Genomic DNA, 15,560 nt, shown 5'->3' on the forward strand with positions numbered 1-15,560 from the left:
CGCCCTTTACAACAGCCAGAGTACGCCTACGCTCACCAACGTGACTATCGCAGGTAACGGCGGCGAGCGGGCGGCCAGCCTTAACACCCGCAACAGCCACCTGACCATCCGCAACTCGGTGATCTGGGCCAACCAGGGGCAAACCCTGGACCAGAACGCCACCATCAGCCACAGCATTGTGGAGGGCGGCTATGCCGGCGTAGGGAACCTGAATACGAATCCGCGCTTTGTGCAGCAGGCGCTCTACGAGCAGGCGCCTTCGCTGTTGGGCGACTACCGCCTGCAGGTGAACTCACCGGCCATCAACGCGGGCGATAACGCGCTGGTGGACTGGGAGCAGGACCTGGACGGCAAGGCCCGTAGGTACAGCGGCGGGACGGTGGATATGGGCGCCTACGAATTTGAAGGCAGCCTCAGTGGGGGCCTGATTATCAGCGTGAAGACCGGTAACTGGGAAGATGCCTCTACCTGGGATGCAGGTCGGGTGCCGCAAGCGGGCGATCAGGTAATTCTGGATGCCGGACACACCGTCAGCATCAATGCTGCCGCGACGGCCCTATCCATCGAGTACCGGCAGGACGCGAAGCTGCAGTTTGTGGGTACGGCCAGTACCCTTGCATTTGAGTGATAAAGTAAGACAAACTAGTCAGCGAAGTTTCCCATGATGACACAGCAGGAGCAGGAGGTCTTTGTTTCCATTGGAGCCTATACCCACGTAAATCCCAGGGAGGTAGTCAGGCTGGAAGCCCGGCGCAACTACACGGTGGTGCACCAGGTCAATGGCCGGCAAACAATAGTGTCACGGACGCTGAAATGGGTGGACCAGGATTTGCAGCCGCACGGAGAGTTCCTCCGGCTCAACCGGAAGGATGTGGTTAACCTCAGGTACGTGGTGAAGCACTGCCGGAACAACGACCTGCTGCTGTGCGACCAGACCCGGCTGACACCTTCCAGAAGGAAGCTCAGAAGGATGAAGGAGGCGGACCAGGTCTGACACTATTTGTGTAGGCAGCACCCTTCCCTGAACAAGATTAGCACGGGCAAAACATGAATTAGTACCCCAAGGGCAGGAGACAAATCTTCTGCCCTTATTTTTTAAGTTTGTGCATTTTCCTTAGCCCTATGTTTAAATAAACAGAGGGTTTAATACACAGAGTAATAGATAGTATCGTCCAAATTTTTAGTTGGCCAAAATAAATAGCGCCATCTATATTACTGCCTTGCTGTATAGTTGAGCAACTTAAGTCTAGTTCTAAGTACTATAAGCTGCAACCTAGTAATTAGGGCGTAATCGTGACTTCTTTTTTGCTTTTAATAGCTCAAATTTCTGAAGACATACCTTATCTTATTGAATTCCTCTGAACTTCAAAAACTGCTAACTATTTGAAATACAATGAATTTATAATTTAGCAGGATTAGGCAAAATACATAGGTCCGGGTCCTGTCCGGACCACCAGAAAGAGCAAATGCCTCCTATTATAAAAAAGCCTCCACAGAACCTGTGAAGGCCCAATAGGGGAGCGCGGTGTAGAGCGGTAATTTAACTCCAGCGTTATCTATTTATTAGTACCGCTCGAGCTGACCGCCTCGCTGACAGGCTCTAATTTGATCTGATAGTATGGAGAGTCGAATCGCATCATGGATCCGTTAACAGCATCAATAATAAAGCCTGGCCAAAAAAAGATATTGAGTATCCCAACCAGGTCGAATTCTTGGGAGGGCGAAAAGAGCTTGGTCTGGTAGCCTTCTTTGGTCAGAACGACTGAGGTGGCATTAAGGCTTTTTCTCATGCTGACCGTAGCTGGGGTAATCCCATGAGAAATTCCGTCAATTTCTATATTGGCACCCGGTGGATAGCTCTCAATGCGAACGGTCTGCCGCGAACCTGAAAAAATAGTCGCACAGCCATTGAGAAAAACAGTGACTAGCACTAAGCTGATCAAGAATAGTTGTTTTTTCATTACGATGAAAAGATAGAGGTAAGTAACTCGCACAAGTTTAGGGGGCCCGCGGAACATTACAAAATATTGTATAATAATATTATCGAATGGTAGCAGGCCCTACATAACTGCGCGCAGAAGGGTACCTGATCAACCTCCCCCCTCCTAACGGTCTTCCTCCCCATGCCAATAATTTGCTAACATTCAGCGTCTTTTTTATCCGGCATCCCCTGTCCAATTGAAAGTGCACGCTTGAGGAGACAGCTCCACCCTCCTGAATAAATGGAAGGAGGAGAAGTACAGGAGACGAAAACATTTGATTAGAAATATGGAAAACTGAAATTTTCTCGTTATATCGGTGAATATTTCTCCTCCGTATTTAGTAGGTTTGACCATTAAAAAGAAAAATGAAAAAACTGCTTTTACTCCTTCTCGTCGTTTCCTTTTTGGGCTGTAAAGAATCAGCCCCCGCTCCTGATCCTGACTTTGCAGCCAATTTTGTGGGTGAATACTGGACTATTACCACCGATGGCAATAGTTCCACGAATCAAACGTGGGTAGTAACCTCGCGGGATAAACGGTTAAACATTACCTACACAATTAACTACCTGTTTAAGAGCCAGGGGAAAGAAATCAGAAGTACTGATGTTTATACTCTGAAGGATGTTTTGGTACTTAATCCGACGGCATTCAAAATTGATCAGCAAGCCGATTTAAACGAGGATGGAAAAGTAAAAGTCCGGCGGGTGGAAGGTGAAGCCATTAAGTCCACCAAACCGGATGGTTCCGAAGTGATTGGTATCACCTTTAAGTTTACCGATCAGGGCTCAACCACTTCCGTTACGACCGATTATCTTGAATTTAAGAAGAAATAAATAGATTGTAGTGACTAAAAAAAAAGTCTGACAAGTACTTGTCAGACTTTTTTTGTAAAAATTCCGGCCAACTATAACCAATTTCAAGGCAAAGTCCTCTCGGGTCTCTGATTCACCGCTACGTCCAGGCCCAGCACCCGGCTGGTGTAGTCGCGGATATCCCGTAAAAGTTGGCCGTTGCTGCCCAGGGATTGACCATAGGACGGGATCATCTCCCGAAGTTTGCGCTGCCAGGCTTCGGACCGGAGTTGTTCGGGGAAGCAGCGTTCCAACAAGCTCAGCATAATTGATACCGCCGTGGAGGCACCCGGCGAGGCACCCAACAGGGCCGCCAGGCTGCCGTCGGCGGCGCTTACTACCTCCGTTCCAAACTCCAGTATGCCTCCTTCCTTCGCGTCTTTCTTGATAACCTGAACCCGCTGCCCGGCTATTTCTAGTTCCCAGTCGGCCATGTCGGCCTGGGGAAAGTAGTCGTTCAGGGCTGCAAAGCGCTCTTCGGGCGACTGCCGCACCTGGTCAATGAGGTACTTAGTAAGCGGGATGTTGTGCAAACCGGCCGCGATCATGGGCCTGATATTCTGCAGCTTCACCGACAGGGGCAGGTCAAAGAAGGAGCCTTTCTTTAAAAACTTGGTGGTAAAGCCGGCATAGGGGCCAAAGAGTAATTCCTGCTTTCCTTTGATCATGCGCGTATCCAGGTGCGGTACCGACATGGGCGGCGAGCCAACGGCCGCTTTACCGTATACCTTGGCAAAATGCCGCCTGATAACCTCCGGATTAGTACAACGAAGCCACTGACCACTCACGGGAAAACCGCCAAAGCCTTTGCCTTCGGGAATCCGGGATTTTAATAGAATCGGTAGAGAGCCGCCGCCCGCCCCGATAAACACAAATCTGGCCCGTATCTTTCGGTTATGGTGGGTCGCCAAATCTTTGATACTTACCTCCCAGGACGCGTCGCGTTGGCGATCGAGGTCTTTTACTTCCTGGTTAAAGTGTAAAGTAACGCCTTCCATTTCTTTCAGACAGTTAAACATGCAGCGGGTCAGGGCACCAAAATTGACGTCGGTACCAATGGGTACGTAGGTAGCGGCTACCCGCTCCGTCGGATCTCGTCCCTCCATTATCAGGGGCATCCATTCGGTGAGCTGGTGTGGGTCTTCCGAGTACTCCATTTCCCTGAAAAGGTGGCATTCCCGCAGGGCCTCGTACCGTTTTCGGAGAAAGTCTGTGTTTTCTTCGCCCCACACAAAACTGATATGGGGAATCCGCTGAATAAACGTGTCGGGCAGATCAACGCGGTCGTGCCGGGTAAGGTAAGCCCAGAACTGCTTCGATATTTCGTACGACTCAGCGATCTTGACCGCTTTGGAAGTATCTACCGAGCCGTCGGGCCTCTGGGGGGTATAGTTCAGTTCACAAAAAGCCGAGTGACCGGTACCGGCATTATTCCAGGCGTCGGAACTTTCGGCGGCGGCAACGTTGAGCCGTTCAATAATTTCAATGGTAAGGGTCGGGTCCAGTTCCTTGAGCAGCATACCGAGGGTAGCGCTCATGATACCAGCCCCAATCAAAACTACATCGGGTTGGGTACTTTCAGGTCTCACAGGTTGTATCATTCTACGTACATTTTTTATTTGATCACTAGTAGTAAAGCTCCCCCCAATAGGTACTTAGGGAAAAGCAGTCAGTATTCTAGCAAAAAACCTGTTCCTAACCCCGCTATTTTGCCTGAGTACTTCCCCGATTAGCCGCCTTTTGTCCCTGGTTCCTGCCGCTTCTTTCCGATGTTTCTCCGTTTCATCCACTTTTTTCTGCCGCTGCCAATTGTTGCTTCCTACCTTTGACCATCCATTCGTAAACCCAATTTTATCTAACAATCATTTAACACCTCTACATCATGTTCATTGGTCATTTCGCGGTGGGTTTTGGGGCTAAGGCAGCCCGGCCCGCTATTTCATTGGGTACATTGTTTCTGGCTTCGCAGCTACTGGACCTGCTGTGGCCAACGTTTCTGCTCTTGGGGCTCGAAGAAGTCTCCATCCAACCCGGTACTACTCAGGTAACGCCACTCGACTTCACACACTATCCCATTTCACACAGTCTTTTGGTCGTTATGGGCTGGAGTCTGCTGGCGGGCGGGCTGTACTGGTTGCTAAGAAAAAACCGGGCGGAGGCGATAGTGGTAGGTTTATGCGTACTCAGTCACTGGCTGCTGGATGTTATTATGCACCAACCTGACCTTCCACTCTACCCCGGCGATTCGCCCAGGATGGGTTTGGGTCTCTGGAATTCGTTGGTGGGCAGTATGGTGGTGGAAGTAAGTCTTTTTGTGGCGGGGGTGGTAGTATACGCCCGAAGTACTACAGCTACTGACTGAGTAGGGCAAATTGGTTTTTGGGCGCTGGTTGCCTTTTTGGGTCTGATTCACCTGGCCAATCTTTTCGGACCTCCCCCACCAGTACTACCGACATTGCCTGGGCCGGTCAACTACAGTGGATACTGGTACTATGGGCCTACTGGATTGACAAACACCGCCTGCCGGCCCGCGGCGGCCTACGGCTGATATGAAATTTAAAAAAGCGGGGGCGGCAAAGCAGCCAATGGGATTGATTGTATTTCCTACGCTAAAACACCCCGCCGAAAGGTCCGGCGGGGTGTTTTAGTAGTTTAAATCTTTTCCTTTAAAAGATTTTTATCAGGAAAGGGAATTATAACTGGCTTTGGGCTGTAGGGCTTTACCAATCACTTCAATAAGTTCGGGATTTATAAATTCTTCATCCACTACCTCCCAGTCGCCGTTTTTCTGTACCATAACAAACGAGTCTTTATTGGGGTAAACTATTCGTAAACACTGCTCCCCGTTATAATCTTCGGGTTCAACACCCAGCCTTAGTTCTACGTCGTTACTTGGGTCTTTTATGACAATTTCCATGTTAGCTACGTTTAGTTAAATAATCATTTTCCTCATTCATTGCCTTAGGTCCACTCCAATAATAATGGTGTACCTAAGCGTTACATCTCCCTATTGACCGCAAAAAAGTTATACCAGGTACTTACTAACTTCCTCTCTTTGTACTGGCAAATGAACTTGCATTTCCGCTACAACAATGGACCCTCAGCCTGGCTGAACAACAATCACTCTTTACGGCGCGGTTAAATTTCTATTAAAAACTTCTTTACTATGTAGTTAAAAAATTCTTTGTAATTATATTTACTACCTGTTACACACGCTAATCCCAGCCTCTATTACGATGAACAGTTTTCCGATGAATAATTTTAATGAATCCTTTGCCCTGGCGGAACATTTGGTTTCTCATTTGAATACTAAAAAGTCCTCCCTGTTAGAAGTACCGGTTATTCAGAATCAGATTGGTACAGTTGCCATTTACCTGTATCAGCAGGACTACCATACCATGGGCTTGTTCTTTGGTTTTGATTTTGTGGAGGAAGTTCTCCGCTTTTTTGAAGAAATTGAAGATTACGAACGCTGCGCAGTTATGGTTCAACAGCTCAGGATTCCGGCCCAGTCTTCCCGCAGCCACCAGGAGTTACTGGCCTGCTCCTGATTACTCCAGTTCCAACCAGACCGGCACCCCATTTTGGTACTTTCAGGCTGGCATGAAGGAGACTTCTCCCAGACTTCCTTATTCTATTATTGACTAAAAATAGAAACACCTGGCCGGGAACCCCAGCCAGGTGTTTGACACTATACACACACTATTTGGTTCAAAAGTAAGTTATCGGCACTGATTTTTTTTACCGCTTACGTAATTTCTAACATTTTTTTAACGGATAAATGCAATGCCTGGTCACTGCCAGCACCACTTACAATCTGCTGTTGTAAAACTCAAATACCCGAATCAGGTCGTTTTTGTTCTTTAAGTCCAGGTCATTGGATTTTAAGTACCTGCTCATCTCATCGGCCTGGTCGCCCATGGCCGTTAGCAGGCCTTTTTTATTGGGACTCAACTTGCTTAGCTTTCCGTTACGCACCAGGTAGTACTCATTGTTCATCGTAATGCGTTCGTGTTTATCGCCAATGTCCATTGCCGGATTATAGGTTGGCTTTCTGACACTGGTACGCTGGTTCAGTAGCAGTTGTACCTTGCCCGGTACCAGTACTTCGTAGAAACCCTTTGCCGGTTTTTCGGCTGCATATTCTTTGGTATTTACGAAAAGGACCGACTTTCCGTTCTTTTCTAATGTAAAGTTTTTAATGCGTGAGCTTTCCACCGCTTTTACATCCTTATAGGTGCCCAGCATTACTTCCAGCTCATCGAAATGTACATTGTACCGCAGCGCCAGCCCCACTATGCTATCCACCGGATTGCCGCCGATGGGCTGTACACTCGTATAAAATTTTACGTTTCCCTTCGCCCAGACGGTATCAAGGTAGGTTTCTCCAATGACCGAAGCCTTTTCGCCGGAGGCCACACTCCATATTATACCGGCGGGGTGAAGCGACATACCATTGGAGGAGATCCAGTCTTTGGTGGTGTTGGTCATCTGGGTTTGCGCCAGGGCGGCGGTAGCTCCCAGGAGACAGAAACTAAATAAAATTGATTTCATTCGACTTTGGATGTTTAGAATTTACGTGAAATGGCTATTGATTACTCTGTTGCAGCGAATATAATAAAAAGATAAAAGGTACCTGCAAACAACAAAGGCAAATCCAGCCCCTCCTAGCGCAGCTTTGCTTTTTTTGAATGATTCACCCCCCCACTCCTTTCAGTATTTTTGTCTCCTTTTCTCCTTTAACCTAAAAAACGATTTTAGGTACCGTTCCCCAAAGCGGTTCATATTCCCGACGTTCCCTTTACTATGAATAATTATCCTAAAATAGTTGCGCTTATTGCGCTGGTTCTTTTGAGTTTTAGTGCCCGCAGCCAGCAGTACAATGTAATTCTGGACGCGGATATTGACTCGGATGTGGATGATGTGGAGGCCCTGGCCATGGTGCACACGCTGGCGGATCAAAAAAAAATCAACTTCCTGGGTGTGGTGGTTACGAGTGATGACCCGTATGCGCCGCTCTGTACCAGCGCCATAAACCAGTACTTCGGGCGCCCCGCTTTGCCGATCGGCTATCTGAAAAATCAGCCTGCCTATAAGGTTCAGTCGAAGTACACCCGGCAAATCAGCGAAGAGTTTCCGCGTCGGCTGCGGTCCTACCAGGAGGCGGAGGAAGCGGCCACCCTGTACCGGAAGCTGCTGAGCGAAAGCCCCGATGGCTCGGTGGTCATTATTACCATCGGCCATTTGACCAGCCTTCAGAACCTACTTCAGTCGGGAGCTGACAAGTACTCACCCATGAGTGGTAAAGAGCTGGTCCGGAAAAAAGTAGCTAAGTGGCTTTGTATGGGAGGGAATTACCCGGAAGGCAAGGAAGCGAACTTTTACCGCCCCGACCCCGCCTCAACCGTGTACTGTCTGCAGGAATGGGAAAAGCCGGTTACTTTTGTGGGTTGGGATGTAGGGAATGTAATTAAAACCGGCGGGCCTTTTCTTAAAAGTAAGCTTTCGGCCGACAGCCCGGTTTACCGCGCCTATGAGCTGTACAACAATTTCCAGGGCCGGGCCAGTTGGGACCAGGTGGCGGTATATCTGCTGATGGAGGAGGCCGGGAAGTACTTTTCGACCGTCAGTCAGGGGTACTGCCATGTCAACGAAGACGGGAGCAACCAATGGCGGACGGATAAAGATAGCCTGCACGAGTACGTAGTACTTAAGCCGGACGCCGATGTAGAAGCAATAGCCCGCAGTATGGATAAAATGGCCATTCGATAGATAAATAATTGATCAGTTAAATCAAGTACTTAACCTCCTCCCTATGTTAGCCCCATTTACCGCCCGTGCCTTCCGACAGGAACTGGTCAATATTCTTGATTACTGGGAAAAATATACACCCGATGGCCGGGGCGGCTTCCACGGAAGGGTCAATAATGACAATCAGCCCGTGCCGGATGCGCCCCGGTCGGTGGTAGTAACCAGCCGGATTCTGTGGACCTATGCCATGGCTAATCAGTACCTCCACAAGCCTAAGTACCTTACCCTCGCCAAAAACGCCTATCAGTACCTGACCACCTACTTTACCGACAAACAGGAAGGTGGGGTGTACTGGTCCGTCAAAGCTGATGGTACGCCTCTGGACACCAAAAAACAGATATACGGGCAGGCCTTTGCTATATATGGCCTGAGCGAATACTATCTGGCGTCTAACCACGCCCCCGCTCTGGCGGAAGCCAGGAAGCTTTACGAGCTGGTGGAAAAGCACTCTTTTGACCCGCAAAACGGCGGCTACCGCGAAGCGTTTGCCCGCGACTGGGGCCCGACCGACGACTACATACTGAGCAAGGCCCCCTGGAACAAGAGTATGAACACGCACCTGCACCTGATTGAAGCCTACACCAACCTGTACCGCGCCTGGCCCGATGCCCGGCTCAAGGAACAGATAAAAGGGATGATGGACCAAATCCTGAACCACATAGTAAGTGACAAAACCCACCGGATGCGGCTTTTCTTCAATACCAACTGGCAAACCAAGGACGAGATTATTTCCTACGGACACGATATTGAAGCATCCTGGCTGCTGTACGAAACCGCCGAAGTACTTCATGACGAACCACTGACCGCCCGGGTACGGGACCGGACCATAAAAATGGCCGAAGCCGCCGCCACCGGACTCGGCAAAGACGGGGCTTTGCACTACGAATACGACCCCGCCACCAAACACACCCAGTACAACCGGAGCTGGTGGGTGGCAGCCGAACAGTTGGTTGGGTTTTATAATGCTTATCAGCTAACCCGGCAGGAGCATTTCCGGGACAAAGCCAAAAAGAGCTGGGACTATATTCAGGCCAGTTTCATTGACAAGGAAAAGGGAGAATGGCATACCACCGTTACCTACGACGAAACCTCCGGTAAGGGGGCTCCCGTCAAGGGTGATAAGGTTCACTTCTGGAAAGGCCCCTACCACAACGCCCGCGCCTGCGCCGAAATGTGGCGGCGCATGGGGGGAGCCGGTCATTGAAAATGGCTCATAACCAAGAAAGGAGCGATAAACCGCTCCTTTCTTGGTTATTTTATTTGGGACCATCTATAAGCCTTCCGCCCGGCGGGCAGTGTTCCTTTAAGAACTTGGTGAAGAGCGTATTCAGGTGCAGGCTGGTACCTTCTCCTTCCCGAATAGCGTGGGTGCGGTTGGGATAAGGCATAAACTGAAACTGCTTATTGTGTTTTACCAGCTCATTTATAAGTATCTCGGCATTCTGGTAGTGGACGTTATCGTCGCCGGTACCGTGGATGTACAACAGGTTACCGCGCAGGTTTTTGGCATAGGTTACCGGTGAGCCTTTTACAAAATCCTCCGGATTTTCCTGCGGTATTCCCATGTAGCGTTCCTGGTAAATATTATCGTAGGTAAGCTGATTGGTAATGGCCGCAACGGCAATTCCGGTTTTAAAAATCTCAGGGTACTGGAACATCAGGTTCAGGGTTGAGGCCCCTCCCCCGCTCCAACCGTGCACGGCTACCCGGCTGGTATCAATAAAAGGGTACTTCTGGAACATGGATTTGGCGCCTTCGGCCAGGTCATGAATATTAATAACTCCTATTTTACGGTAAATAGCCTTACGCCAGGCCCGGCCTTTGGGTGAGGGAGTACCCCGGTTATCAATGGAAGCATAGATGTACCCGTCGCTGGCCATACTGCCTACGTACAACCGGTTGCGTCCGGTACCATAGCGGTCAATAACCGTACTACCGGCGGGCTCTCCGTACACCGTATAAACGATAGGGTACTTCTTATTGGGATCAAAGTTATTGGGCTTTACCATCCAGCCGTCCAGCTCTATCCCATCGGCGGTTTTTACTTTAAAAAATTCAATATTCAGATCGGGGGCTCCCTGGTTGGCCAGGGCAGCACTTACTCCCGAATTGGGGTCCAGCGACTGGTGGTCAGGCAGGGTAATCCATTCGGTAATGGGGCGGGTCTGGGCATTAGAAAACTGATGACGGGCGTACCGGGCCTGGGGGGAAACATCGTAGGTATGGGTACCTTTTTGTGCTTCCGGACTGAGTCTTTCGGCCTGTCCTTTGCCATCCAGGCTGGTACGGTACAAATACGCCTGGGTAGCGTTGGTGGGGGAAGCCGTAAAATAATAGTAGCCTCCCTTTTCATCTACCCGAACCGGATTAATAATATCGTAATCGCCTTTGGTAATCAGGGTTTCTTTCTTGCCGTCCCGACCGATGCGGTAGGCGTGCCGCCAGCCGTCTTTCTCACTTACCCACAAAAATTCCTTACCGTTGTTGAGCCAGGTCCAGCCTTCGGGGTCATTGTCCCAGCGACTCTTGATATCAATCCAGGCGGCATCCGTTTCGGTAAATACCGTAGTGGCATTACCGGTTTTCACGTTCAGGTACATCAGCCGACTTTCGTTCTGCTTACGATTTAATTGCTGAATCACCAGTTCCTGCGCGTTACCGGCCCATTCCATCCGGGGTACGTAGGTATTTTTGGGATCACCGGGTATGTTCATCCATTTAGTTGAAGCCGTGGCCACATCCACTACTCCGATCTTATAGGGGGAAGGCGTTTCGCCCACTTTAGGGTACTCTACGGGTACGTTATAAGCGTAAATAGAATCCGTGTTGTTGATCATCAGAAAGTTGCGGATCTGGCGGGCGTCCAGCTGCCAGTACGCAACCGACCGGCTGTCGGGGCTCCACCGGAAACCATCACGGGCATCAAACTCTTCCTCATAAACCCAGTCAAAGGTACCGTTAATAACGCGGTCGGTGCCGTCGGTGGTGAGGGCTTTTATGGTTCCCGAGGTCAGGTCTTCAGCGTACACATTACGCTGGCTAACGTAGGCCACCTTAGTACCATCCGGCGAAAACTTGGCAAACATAAGCGAAGATTCCGGACGACCTTTGCCCAGTTTGGTGAGCGTATTATTGGTTAAATTATAAACCCAGTAGTCGCCGCGGGTGTCGTAGCGCCACACCCGGCGGGTATTGGTATAAATAAGTACCTTGTCGCCCTGCCCGGAAAAGGTGTAACTGCGGATTTCGAGGGGAGCCTGGCTGCCAACGGGAGTTAGCTGTCGACGAGTAACAAGGGTTCGCTGTGTACCTCCCGGCAGGGTAACTTCTACAATTTCATTATCGACGGCATCGCGAAAGCCATTCCCATCCGGTAGCCATTGAAAGGTATCCGGTATCTGGGCGAATAGCGGCACAGACAGAAAAAGTAATACTACAATTCTAAGGGTTTGCTTCATGTTGGGTTAAGACTTGGTTATGGTTGTTGATTGAATAGCAGCAAGTATACTCTAAAATAAACGCAGAATCTAAGATTTTGATTCAAGACAGCCCACGGCTTCCTTTTTTGACTAATGGCAGCCTCGAAATTAACAAAACCGGGGGAATCCTCCTTAAAAATTAATGGTGAGCTGCTTTCCTTCGTAGGGTTGGGTATCTTCCAGATTAGAAACCGATACGCCCAAAAGTCGCACGGGCCGCGGGGTAGGAAAGTTTTCTTCGAGCAGGTCGTAAGCTACCTGCTCCATGACGGAGTACTCCCGGATGGGGATAAGCGCCGAGCGACTGCGCGTCAGGCTTTGAAAATCGTTAAGTTTTATTTTGACCGTTACGGTACGCCCAAATATCCGGGTCCGTTCACACCACTTCCAGACATCGTCAATCAGCGGCGCCAGGCCCAGCTGCATTTCAGCCAGCGTTTCCAGGTCCCGCTCAAAGGTATTCTCCGAACCGACCGACTTCCGGATTCGGTCCGGCTCTACGGGGCGGTCGTCCTGGCCGCGGGAAATTTTGTAGTAGTGGCCACCGGCTTTTCCAAAGTACTTCCGCAGAAACTCTTCCGTTTTCCCGCGCAGGTCCAATCCGGTCTGTATCCCCAGCTGGTGCATTTTCTCGGCGGTAACCCGCCCTACCCCGTGAAACTGCTCCACCGGCAAATCCGCCACAAAGGCTTCCCCTTCGCCGGGTTTGATCACAAACAAACCGTCGGGCTTGCGGTAGTCCGAGGCGAGTTTAGCCAGAAATTTATTGTAGGAAACACCCGCCGAAGCGGTCAGTAAGGTAGTTTGCTTTATTTTTTGCTTGATCTCCTGGGCTATTCGGGTAGCCGAGCGCATGCCTTTCAGATTTTCGGTTACGTCCAGGTAGGCTTCGTCCAGCGAGAGCGGTTCAAAGAGAGGTGTATATTCGGCAAAGATGTCGCGGATTTGCCCTGATACATATTTATATACGTCAAACCGGGGTTTTACAAAAATCAGGTGGGGGCATTTGCGTTTGGCCAGGTGGGACGACATAGCTGATCGAACACCGTAGCGACGGGCCTCGTAGCTGGCTGCCGCCACTACCCCACGCTCACTGCCGCCGCCCACAGCTACGGGTTTGCCACGCAGGTCGGGATTATCGCGCTGCTCTACCGAAGCAAAAAAAGCATCCATGTCCACATGGATGATCTTCCGGTTGGTATCTGTGGCCGGTCCTGCCTCCATGGCCCTGCGTTACTCCCAGGTGGTAAGGTGCCAGTGGTTATTCCAGGGGTCCAGCAGCAGCGAGTCGCTGGCGCCGTTGGGCTGATGGCTGGGTTCGGTAACGGGACGCGCTCCGGCGGCTACCATTCGTATAAAATGCGCCTCCACATCCTGTACCTGAAGGTGCATAAATATAGAACGGGCCGGGTGCCGGGCGTTGGCGTCGCTGATTTCAACGAGCGTATCCTGCAGTAAAATAAGAGCACTGTCGATGGTACCATCTACCCGGTGCTCACAATACCCTACCTGCGCTGCGAATGCTTCTTCCAGAAAGCATATAAATTCGTCCGCTTCTTTTACCGTGAAGTACGGGGTAATGATACGAAAGTCCTGGAGTACTAAATCAACCTTTTTCATAACTGATCGTAATAAAAGAACCGTGTATAGTTAGTCGAATCAAAAAAATATGCGAACCATTTCAGGAAACCGGAAATTCGCGGTCGAAAAAACCGGCGAACAGCCACATTTCCAGAATATCCTCCCGCCGAACGGGATAGGGTGCATACCGCTCATTCAACGACTTCAAGACCAGCACCCCCTTCTCCTCCAGGTAATTAAAAATCTTTTTAAGTACTACCCCTTCGTCCTTGGTTACAACCAGACAGATAGTACCACTCTTAATTTTTTCCCAATACTCAATATACTCCCCGAATACTACCGCGCCTTCCCGCATGGGTGGCATAGAATCTCCCTCGTAGGGAAAGGCCCGGTACTTGCGGTCGTTGGACAAAAACGGCAGACTAATAACAGGTAGCTTAGCTACGTATTCTACGTCTCCGTACCCTTCGGGGTACCCACCTATTGCCTTCACCGGCACATACTCAATATTCTCGCGCTCGTCGTGGCCTACCGTCGTTACCAGTACCCTCAGGTTGTCTTCTTTTAACCAGGGCTTCGCCCGCCGCTCCGCCAGATTCTGCTTCAGCAGGTCGTCGGTCGAAACCTGGAAGTACTCCGCCAATCGGAGCAGGTCTTCAAAAGATGGCTTGGCCCGACCTGATTCCCACGCTGCCAGCGTTGATTTTTTAAAACCCAGGGTATCCGCCAGCTTTTGCTGGGAAGGACGCTCCTGATGCTGCGAACGTAGGAAGATGAGGTTTTGAGCAAAATACATAGACAGTATTTATTTTTTGCCTTGCTGATGAGTAAATATAATGCACGAAGTATAATAATTACAACCATTCTTCGAAAAAAAGTATTGTTTTTTTCGACGGTTGAAGTCTCCGGGCCTTTATCTTACTCAATTTCACTCCCTTACCTTCTGCTTTCAAAAATTGACAGGGATTAACCTAACTCCCAAGTAGTTGAATTGGTTTTCAATAGTTACTTTTATTTTTAGATATGATACCCCTACTTAGTAACCGTACTAACCTTTACCATATATATGACCTACGACCAGTTTGTAGCCTCCCTTGATAATCCGGCTCCGCCCAGCCAGGCTTCCGAAGTACTTGTCGCGCTCTGGCACGACGCCAAAGGCGAATGGCAGGCCGCCCACGAAATAGCCCAAAGCCGCGAAGGTACCCGCGACTACGACCGCCTGCACGCCTACCTGCACCGGGTGGAGGGTGACAACTGGAATGCTAACTACTGGTACCGCCGGGCGGGAGCGACCATGCCGGCTGGTACGCTAAAGGAAGAGTGGACCAACCTGGTGAAAGGCTGGTTATAAAGTTTTTTGGATGGTTGGTTAAACCCTGGGTCCTTACCTGTATCTAACCCAGGTAACTAAAACAAACCTACCCCATGAAGAAAGTATTGTTAGCCATGATGTTGCTTGTAGTAAGTATGACCGCTTTCGCCCAGCGGGGCGGTGGAGACAGAACTCCCGAGCAACGCGCCGAAAACCAGACCAAACTAATGACTGAAAAGTTGGGGCTGTCGGAAAAACAACAAAAGCAGGTATATACCCTGAATCTGAACCGTGGCCAGAAAATGCAGGCGCTACGCGAAAGCCAGAATCGCGAAGGCATGCGGGCCGAGCAGGAGAACTTCCGCAAAGAACTTTCCGCCATTCTGACCCCTGACCAACAGGAAAAATACAAAGCAATGCAGCAGGAAATGCGCCAGAGGGGCCGTCTGGATCGTGGTCCCAAAAGCGGTCAGAGAGGCATAAAAGAGCACAAGCATGGTGCTCACAAAACGAGGAAATAGTAAGTAAATTTAAGATGTGG

17 protein-coding genes are annotated in these 15,560 nt (G+C 50.0%); 9 read left to right on the forward strand and 8 right to left on the reverse strand.

Features of this window, described 5'->3' with window-relative positions; genetic code table 11:
• Nucleotides 1-628, forward strand: a 628-nt coding sequence (locus VGN67_RS09700; protein ID WP_327486615.1) for a choice-of-anchor Q domain-containing protein, incomplete at its 5' end; no start/stop codon positions are given.
• Between the two features lie 33 nt (nt 629-661).
• A complete protein-coding gene (locus tag VGN67_RS09705; protein ID WP_327486616.1) occupies nt 662-994 on the forward strand; it encodes a LytTR family DNA-binding domain-containing protein in 333 nt (110 codons plus the stop codon).
• Nucleotides 995-1,556: 562 nt separating this feature from the next.
• Here VGN67_RS09705 and VGN67_RS09710 read toward each other — a convergent pair.
• Nucleotides 1,557-1,961: a PEGA domain-containing protein gene (locus VGN67_RS09710; protein ID WP_327486617.1), complete on the reverse strand. Its 405-nt coding sequence runs from the start codon at nt 1,959-1,961 to the stop codon at nt 1,557-1,559.
• A 386-nt stretch (nt 1,962-2,347) separates the two neighbouring features.
• Between VGN67_RS09710 and VGN67_RS09715 the strand changes: the two genes are divergently transcribed.
• Nucleotides 2,348-2,815, forward strand: coding sequence for a hypothetical protein (locus VGN67_RS09715; RefSeq protein ID WP_327486618.1), 468 nt, complete (start codon nt 2,348-2,350; stop codon nt 2,813-2,815).
• Nucleotides 2,816-2,898: 83 nt separating this feature from the next.
• Here VGN67_RS09715 and VGN67_RS09720 read toward each other — a convergent pair whose 3' ends face one another.
• Nucleotides 2,899-4,434, reverse strand: a complete 1,536-nt coding sequence (locus VGN67_RS09720; RefSeq protein ID WP_327486619.1) for a malate:quinone oxidoreductase — start codon at nt 4,432-4,434, stop codon at nt 2,899-2,901.
• Between the two features lie 281 nt (nt 4,435-4,715).
• On the opposite strand from VGN67_RS09720, the gene VGN67_RS09725 reads away from it, so the two are divergent.
• Nucleotides 4,716-5,195: a metal-dependent hydrolase gene (locus tag VGN67_RS09725; protein WP_327486620.1), complete on the forward strand. Its 480-nt coding sequence runs from the start codon at nt 4,716-4,718 to the stop codon at nt 5,193-5,195.
• A 318-nt stretch (nt 5,196-5,513) separates the two neighbouring features.
• On the opposite strand, the gene VGN67_RS09730 is transcribed toward VGN67_RS09725, so the two are convergent.
• Entirely contained in the window at nt 5,514-5,750 is a 237-nt protein-coding gene (locus tag VGN67_RS09730; protein ID WP_327486621.1) for a hypothetical protein, read from the reverse strand.
• A gap of 319 nt (nt 5,751-6,069) precedes the next feature.
• Here VGN67_RS09730 and VGN67_RS09735 point away from each other — a divergent pair, with 319 nt between their 5' ends.
• Nucleotides 6,070-6,384 carry a hypothetical protein gene (locus VGN67_RS09735; RefSeq protein ID WP_327486622.1) on the forward strand — a complete coding sequence of 105 codons (315 nt, stop codon included), beginning with the start codon at nt 6,070-6,072 and terminating at the stop codon, nt 6,382-6,384.
• Between the two features lie 259 nt (nt 6,385-6,643).
• On the opposite strand, the gene VGN67_RS09740 is transcribed toward VGN67_RS09735, so the two are convergent.
• Complete coding sequence (locus VGN67_RS09740) at nt 6,644-7,387, reverse strand: hypothetical protein (RefSeq protein ID WP_327486623.1); 744 nt, start codon at nt 7,385-7,387, stop codon at nt 6,644-6,646.
• Between the two features lie 252 nt (nt 7,388-7,639).
• Here VGN67_RS09740 and VGN67_RS09745 point away from each other — a divergent pair, with 252 nt between their 5' ends.
• Together VGN67_RS09745 and VGN67_RS09750 are read left to right on the forward strand one after the other, a co-directional pair.
• Nucleotides 7,640-8,605 (forward strand): nucleoside hydrolase, encoded by a 966-nt coding sequence (locus VGN67_RS09745; protein ID WP_327486624.1) that lies wholly within the window; start codon nt 7,640-7,642, stop codon nt 8,603-8,605.
• Nucleotides 8,606-8,648: 43 nt separating this feature from the next.
• Complete coding sequence (locus tag VGN67_RS09750) at nt 8,649-9,848, forward strand: AGE family epimerase/isomerase (protein WP_327486625.1); 1,200 nt, start codon at nt 8,649-8,651, stop codon at nt 9,846-9,848.
• A gap of 52 nt (nt 9,849-9,900) precedes the next feature.
• Here VGN67_RS09750 and VGN67_RS09755 read toward each other — a convergent pair whose 3' ends face one another.
• The 4 genes from VGN67_RS09755 to VGN67_RS09770 all read right to left on the reverse strand — a co-directional run bounded on the left by VGN67_RS09755 (nt 9,901) and on the right by VGN67_RS09770 (nt 14,500).
• Complete coding sequence (locus tag VGN67_RS09755) at nt 9,901-12,102, reverse strand: S9 family peptidase (protein WP_327486626.1); 2,202 nt, start codon at nt 12,100-12,102, stop codon at nt 9,901-9,903.
• Between the two features lie 153 nt (nt 12,103-12,255).
• Nucleotides 12,256-13,347, reverse strand: a complete 1,092-nt coding sequence (dinB, locus tag VGN67_RS09760) for a DNA polymerase IV (protein ID WP_327486627.1) — start codon at nt 13,345-13,347, stop codon at nt 12,256-12,258.
• Nucleotides 13,348-13,356: 9 nt separating this feature from the next.
• Complete coding sequence (locus VGN67_RS09765; RefSeq protein WP_327486628.1) at nt 13,357-13,743, reverse strand: VOC family protein; 387 nt, start codon at nt 13,741-13,743, stop codon at nt 13,357-13,359.
• 61 nt (nt 13,744-13,804) lie between these two features.
• Complete coding sequence (locus VGN67_RS09770) at nt 13,805-14,500, reverse strand: LexA family transcriptional regulator (protein WP_327486629.1); 696 nt, start codon at nt 14,498-14,500, stop codon at nt 13,805-13,807.
• 270 nt (nt 14,501-14,770) lie between these two features.
• On the opposite strand from VGN67_RS09770, the gene VGN67_RS09775 reads away from it, so the two are divergent.
• Together VGN67_RS09775 and VGN67_RS09780 are read left to right on the forward strand one after the other, a co-directional pair.
• Nucleotides 14,771-15,058, forward strand: coding sequence for a hypothetical protein (locus tag VGN67_RS09775; RefSeq protein ID WP_327486630.1), 288 nt, complete (start codon nt 14,771-14,773; stop codon nt 15,056-15,058).
• 74 nt (nt 15,059-15,132) lie between these two features.
• Nucleotides 15,133-15,540, forward strand: a complete 408-nt coding sequence (locus tag VGN67_RS09780) for a DUF4890 domain-containing protein (RefSeq protein WP_327486631.1) — start codon at nt 15,133-15,135, stop codon at nt 15,538-15,540.
• Nucleotides 15,541-15,560: the final 20 nt, after the last annotated feature.

The sequence above is a fragment of the Telluribacter sp. genome (assembly GCF_035998675.1).
Taxonomy (GTDB): domain Bacteria; phylum Bacteroidota; class Bacteroidia; order Cytophagales; family Spirosomataceae; genus Telluribacter.

Coding starts and splice junctions, on each gene's coding strand:
- VGN67_RS09735 (WP_327486622.1), top strand. CDS start 6,070: ATGAACAGTTTTCCGATGAATAATTTTAATGAATCCTTTGCCCTGGCG.
- VGN67_RS09750 (WP_327486625.1), top strand. CDS start 8,649: ATGTTAGCCCCATTTACCGCCCGTGCCTTCCGACAGGAACTGGTCAAT.
- VGN67_RS09710 (WP_327486617.1), bottom strand. CDS start 1,961: ATGAAAAAACAACTATTCTTGATCAGCTTAGTGCTAGTCACTGTTTTT.
- VGN67_RS09780 (WP_327486631.1), top strand. CDS start 15,133: ATGAAGAAAGTATTGTTAGCCATGATGTTGCTTGTAGTAAGTATGACC.
- VGN67_RS09775 (WP_327486630.1), top strand. CDS start 14,771: ATGACCTACGACCAGTTTGTAGCCTCCCTTGATAATCCGGCTCCGCCC.
- VGN67_RS09765 (WP_327486628.1), bottom strand. CDS start 13,743: ATGAAAAAGGTTGATTTAGTACTCCAGGACTTTCGTATCATTACCCCG.
- dinB (WP_327486627.1), bottom strand. CDS start 13,347: ATGGAGGCAGGACCGGCCACAGATACCAACCGGAAGATCATCCATGTG.
- VGN67_RS09770 (WP_327486629.1), bottom strand. CDS start 14,500: ATGTATTTTGCTCAAAACCTCATCTTCCTACGTTCGCAGCATCAGGAG.
- VGN67_RS09730 (WP_327486621.1), bottom strand. CDS start 5,750: ATGGAAATTGTCATAAAAGACCCAAGTAACGACGTAGAACTAAGGCTG.
- VGN67_RS09725 (WP_327486620.1), top strand. CDS start 4,716: ATGTTCATTGGTCATTTCGCGGTGGGTTTTGGGGCTAAGGCAGCCCGG.
- VGN67_RS09745 (WP_327486624.1), top strand. CDS start 7,640: ATGAATAATTATCCTAAAATAGTTGCGCTTATTGCGCTGGTTCTTTTG.
- VGN67_RS09755 (WP_327486626.1), bottom strand. CDS start 12,102: ATGAAGCAAACCCTTAGAATTGTAGTATTACTTTTTCTGTCTGTGCCG.
- VGN67_RS09740 (WP_327486623.1), bottom strand. CDS start 7,387: ATGAAATCAATTTTATTTAGTTTCTGTCTCCTGGGAGCTACCGCCGCC.
- VGN67_RS09720 (WP_327486619.1), bottom strand. CDS start 4,434: ATGATACAACCTGTGAGACCTGAAAGTACCCAACCCGATGTAGTTTTG.
- VGN67_RS09705 (WP_327486616.1), top strand. CDS start 662: ATGATGACACAGCAGGAGCAGGAGGTCTTTGTTTCCATTGGAGCCTAT.
- VGN67_RS09715 (WP_327486618.1), top strand. CDS start 2,348: ATGAAAAAACTGCTTTTACTCCTTCTCGTCGTTTCCTTTTTGGGCTGT.